Below are 4276 nucleotides of genomic sequence, written 5' to 3' on the forward strand. Positions count from 1 at the left end.
TGGAGTTGCCCCTGTAACTCAGGACACGCGGACACCGTTAGGTTGATGACACCGCATTACGCCTGAACTCGCGAGGCGAGCGGTATTTCAAGGCTTTGTGCGGGTGGCGCTCATTGTAGTGTTCAAACGCGATAGCCAGACGCGAGAGCGCTGTTGGTGCGTCAGACTTGTCCATATAGGCGACGTAATTGTCCTTCATGGTCTTCACGAACGATTCCGCCATGCCATTGCTCTGCGGCGAACGGACCGGTGTGGTCAGCGGCTCAAGACCCAGTTCGCGAGCGAAGCTGCGCGTGCGGTGGTCGATGTAGGCCGAGCCGTTGTCCGTCAGCCATTCAATGGGCTGCGCGGCCTGCGTGGTGCCGAAGCGCTGTTCGACGGCGGCCAGCATCACGTCGCGCACCACATCACCGCTATGCCCGCCGGTCGTTGCTGCCCAGCTAATCGCCTCGCGGTCGCAGCAGTCCAGCGCAAACGTCACGCGCAGCGGCGTACCATCGTCGCACCGAAACTCGAAGCCATCGGAGCACCAGCGGGTGTTGCTGCGGTCCACCGCAACGCGACCGTCATGTCGCCGCTTATCTCGCCGCACGCCAGGGCGGCGCAGCAGCAACTGATGCTCCCGCATGACCCGATACACGCGCTTGACGTTGATGCACGGCGCACCGCTCTGCTCCCGACTGCGGCGCAGCAGCGCCCAGACACGGCGGTAGCCGTAGGTGGGAAGGTGCGCCACATGGGCCTGAATCTCCTCGACCAGCCCGGCATCGTTGGTCACGCGGGCACGGCGACCATCGCGCCAGTCGGACGAGCGAGCTCGCTTCACCGCCACGGCAGAGCGCGCCACGCCGAGAACTTCGCAGACCGTCTTCATCGGTCGTCCCCCGGCAGCAAGGGCGAGCGCGCAATCAGGTTTTTTGAACGGCCCCATTCCACGGCTTCTTTCAGGATTTCGACCTCCAGCGTCTTCTTCCCAAGTAGCCGTTGCAGTTCCTTGATTTCCTTGATGGCGGCGGCCAGCTCAGATGCCGGCACAACGGTTTCGCCTGCCTTCACCGCCGCCAGACTGCCTTCCTGGTATTGCTTGCGCCAGCCGAACACTTGGTTGGCGTTGACGCCGTGCCGACGTGCAACGGCCGACACCGACGCTCCCGGCTCCAATGTTTCCTGCACGATGGCGATTTTTTCTTGCGCCGTGCGCCGACGACGGCGCTCCGGCTCGGTCAGAATTTCGATGCTTTCCACGTAATGACTAGGCTTACTGATAGGCACAAGACTATCCCTTATTTTAAGAGAGTCCTCGTGTCCTCAGATACGTGGGGTCGCTCCAAGCAACGCGAAACCGGTATCTTGCGACGACTCTCGGAATGCTACGCCACCGTAAGAAGTGGATCGATCGAGCGCCGATACTGAAGTGCTCCAGAAAATCCAACATGCGGATTCGCTGGATCGCGAAAGAGGAAGCGTAGCGGCTACTTCGCGGAATCAGGCGAACGTGGAGAATTTTCGATTCCATGATGAGTTGCTGAAGGAGCTTGGTGGATGGTCGAGATACGACATGGTTCTTCGGTATGCGCATCTAGCGGCAGACCATCCGGCACAACATGCCGAATCGGTCACAGTTTGGTCCCAAGGCGAGATCGATTTCCATGTCACACTTGACCACCAAGTTTCGCGACTGGCCATAACGCCGTGACTAGCAAGGCTTCATCATTTTGAGCATCATATTCTGTCTCGGTCCACCTAATACATGTCTCTGACGATCGATCCTAAGCAGGCCGCCGCACTGCTGGCCGTCGCCGACACGGGCAGCTTCGAGCAGGCGGCCGTGCGCCTGCACGTGACCGCATCAGCGGTCACACAGCGGGTCCGCGCACTGGAAGCGAGCCTCGGCACGCCGCTCGTGCTGCGCACGCGGCCGTGCCGCCCGACGGTGGCCGGGCAGCGCGTGCTGCAGCACCTGCGCCGCGTCGCGCTGCTGCAGGCCGACCTGCAAAGCACGCTCGCGACCGAGCGCGAATCGCCGATCTCGGTCACGATCGCGCTCAATTCCGACAGCCTCGGCACGTGGTTTCTCCCGGCACTGACGTCCGTACTCGCCGGCGAGCGCATCCTGTTCGAGCTGATCGTCGAAGACCAGGACCACACGTTCGCGCTGCTCGAAAGCGGGATGGCGGTGGGCTGCGTGACGACCGAGCCGAAGCCGATGCGCGGCTGCCTCGCGACACCGCTCGGCACGATGCGCTACCGGCTGCTCGCGGCCGCCGCGTTCGCGGTGCGCTGGTTCCCGCGCGGGCTGAACCGCACGAGCGCGCGCAAGGCGCCCGTCGTCGCGTACTCGCGGCGCGATACGCTGCAGTCGTCGTTCCTGAAGGAGAAGTTCGGGCTGCCCGAGGGCGCCTACCCGTGCCACTACGTGCCGGGCACCCATTCGCACTTCGCGGCGGTGCGGCACGGGCTCGGCTACGCGATGGTGCCGGAGCCGCTGATCGGCGCCGCGCCGCTCGACGCGCAGGGGCTCGTCGATCTCGCGCCCGCGCATCCGACCGACGTCACGCTGTACTGGCACGCGTGGACCGTGCAGTCACCGACGATGGCGTCGTTGTCGGAACGCGTCGTCGAGGCGGCGCGCCGGCTGCTCGCGCCGCTGCCGTGACGCGCGGGTGATCGACACCGCCAGGGCGGTGCATGGCGCGCGGCGCGGTACGCATCGCAGCGAGAAACCCTGCCGCGCCGCCTATACTTTTTCCATCGGCCTCGCGAACGCGCCGCGCGGCCGATCACGCACATCCGGCCGTTCCCTTTCCCGCAAGGAGAACATCATGTCCCGCCGCTATATCGATTGCCGCGAGTTTCCCAGCGCGACGCATTGCTCGGTCGCGATTTCCGCCGACTCCGACAACGAACTGCTGGAGGCCGCCGTGCAACATGCGGTGCTGGTGCACCAGCACACCGACAGCGCCGAACTGCGCACGCAACTGAAAACGCTGTTCCGCGACGGCACGCCACCCGCCGACGCACCCCGGCAAGCGTAGTCCGCCGGCTCGCCCGATATCGACAGACGGGTTGCCTCGTCGCCCCCGTCGCCTCTTCGCTCCCCGCTTCGCGCCACGTCGCGCCGGCTCTCCCGCCGGCCGGCGCATTCCCCGTTACGCGCGGCGCTGCGCGAAATACGCGGCGACCGCGTCGATGAAGGTATCGATGTCCGCGCGCGACACGTCGCAGTGCGTGACGAAGCGCGACGCGTACAGCATCTGCGTGAGGATCCCGCGTTCCTTGAGCCACGCCTCGAGCGGCGCGCAATCGGCTTCGGGGAATTGCGCGAACACCATGTTCGTCGCGTGCGACAGCACCTTCACCGCGTCGATGCGCGCGAGGCCCGCCGCGAGATGCGCGGCGTTCGCGTGATCGTCCGCGAGCCGCTCGACGTTGTGGTCGAGCGCATACAGGCACGCGGCCGCGAGAATGCCCGACTGCCGCATCGCGCCGCCGAGCACCTTGCGCCAGCGCTGCGCGCGCTCGATCAGCACGCGGTTGCCGACCAGCACCGAGCCGACCGGTGTACCGAGCCCTTTCGAGAAGCAGATCGACACGGTGTCGAACGGCGCGCACAGCTCGGCGATCGAACGGCCCGACGCGACGGCCGCGTTGCACACGCGTGCGCCGTCGAGATGCAGCGCCAACCCGCGGCTGCGCGCGAACGCGGTGGCTTCCTGGACATAGCCTTCCGGCAAGACCTGGCCGCCGATCGTGTTTTCGAGCGCGAGCAGGCGCGTGCGGGCAAAGTGATTGTCGATCGGCTTGATCGCCGCGGCGATCTTCGCGAGCGGCAGCGTGCCGTCCGGCGCGTTCTCGATCGGCTGCGGCTGGATGCTGCCCAGCACGGCCGCACCGCCGCCTTCGTACTTGTAGGTGTGCGCGAGCTGGCCGACGATGTACTCGTCGCCGCGTTCGCAATGGGCCATCAGCGCGGCGAGGTTGCTCTGCGTGCCGCTCGGGAAGAACAGGCCGGCTTCCTTGCCGGCCCGCTCGGCCATCACCGCCTGCAGGCGCAGCACGGTCGGGTCGTCACCCCATACGTCGTCGCCGACTTCGGCGGCAGTCATCGCGGCCAGCATTGCCTGGCTCGGACGTGTCACGGTATCGCTGCGTAAATCGATCATCGCTGAGTCCTGGGTAAACGCGGACCGGAACCGATGCGCCCGGCCCTGCCGAAACGAGACTCAGAGTGTACGCAATTCACGCAGCGTGTGTGTGCCGACGGCCGACGGTCGAC

5 protein-coding genes are annotated in these 4276 nt (G+C 65.7%); 3 read left to right on the forward strand and 2 right to left on the reverse strand.

All coding sequences use genetic code 11. The features are described 5' to 3' along the window. Positions 1 to 37: 37 nt before the first annotated feature. Positions 38 to 1236, reverse strand: a protein-coding gene (locus tag ABY44_RS23845) for an IS3 family transposase (protein WP_166488176.1) whose coding sequence is annotated in 2 segments (ribosomal slippage) — positions 38 to 921 and positions 921 to 1236 — 1200 coding nt in all. Because the reading frame shifts where the segments join, the coding sequence is not laid out codon by codon here. 178 nt (positions 1237 to 1414) lie between these two features. Here ABY44_RS23845 and ABY44_RS23850 point away from each other — a divergent pair. The 3 genes from ABY44_RS23850 to ABY44_RS23860 all read left to right on the forward strand — a co-directional run bounded on the left by ABY44_RS23850 (position 1415) and on the right by ABY44_RS23860 (position 3035). Beyond that, on the forward strand, positions 1415 to 1696 hold the full coding sequence (locus ABY44_RS23850) for a hypothetical protein (RefSeq protein WP_196488026.1): 282 nt from the start codon (positions 1415 to 1417) through the stop codon (positions 1694 to 1696). A gap of 54 nt (positions 1697 to 1750) precedes the next feature. Further along, entirely contained in the window at positions 1751 to 2656 is a 906-nt protein-coding gene (locus tag ABY44_RS23855; protein ID WP_060174003.1) for an HTH-type transcriptional regulator ArgP, read from the forward strand. 166 nt (positions 2657 to 2822) lie between these two features. Continuing rightward, a complete protein-coding gene (locus ABY44_RS23860) occupies positions 2823 to 3035 on the forward strand; it encodes a DUF1059 domain-containing protein (RefSeq protein WP_059684048.1) in 213 nt (70 codons plus the stop codon). A 114-nt stretch (positions 3036 to 3149) separates the two neighbouring features. Here ABY44_RS23860 and ltaE read toward each other — a convergent pair whose 3' ends face one another. Further along, entirely contained in the window at positions 3150 to 4163 is a 1014-nt protein-coding gene (gene ltaE, locus ABY44_RS23865; protein ID WP_060174004.1) for a low-specificity L-threonine aldolase, read from the reverse strand. Between the last annotated feature and the right edge of the window lie 113 nt (positions 4164 to 4276).

It is taken from the genome of Burkholderia sp. ZZQ-2 (genome assembly GCF_050768715.1).
In the GTDB taxonomy this organism is placed as follows: domain Bacteria; phylum Pseudomonadota; class Gammaproteobacteria; order Burkholderiales; family Burkholderiaceae; genus Burkholderia; species Burkholderia cepacia.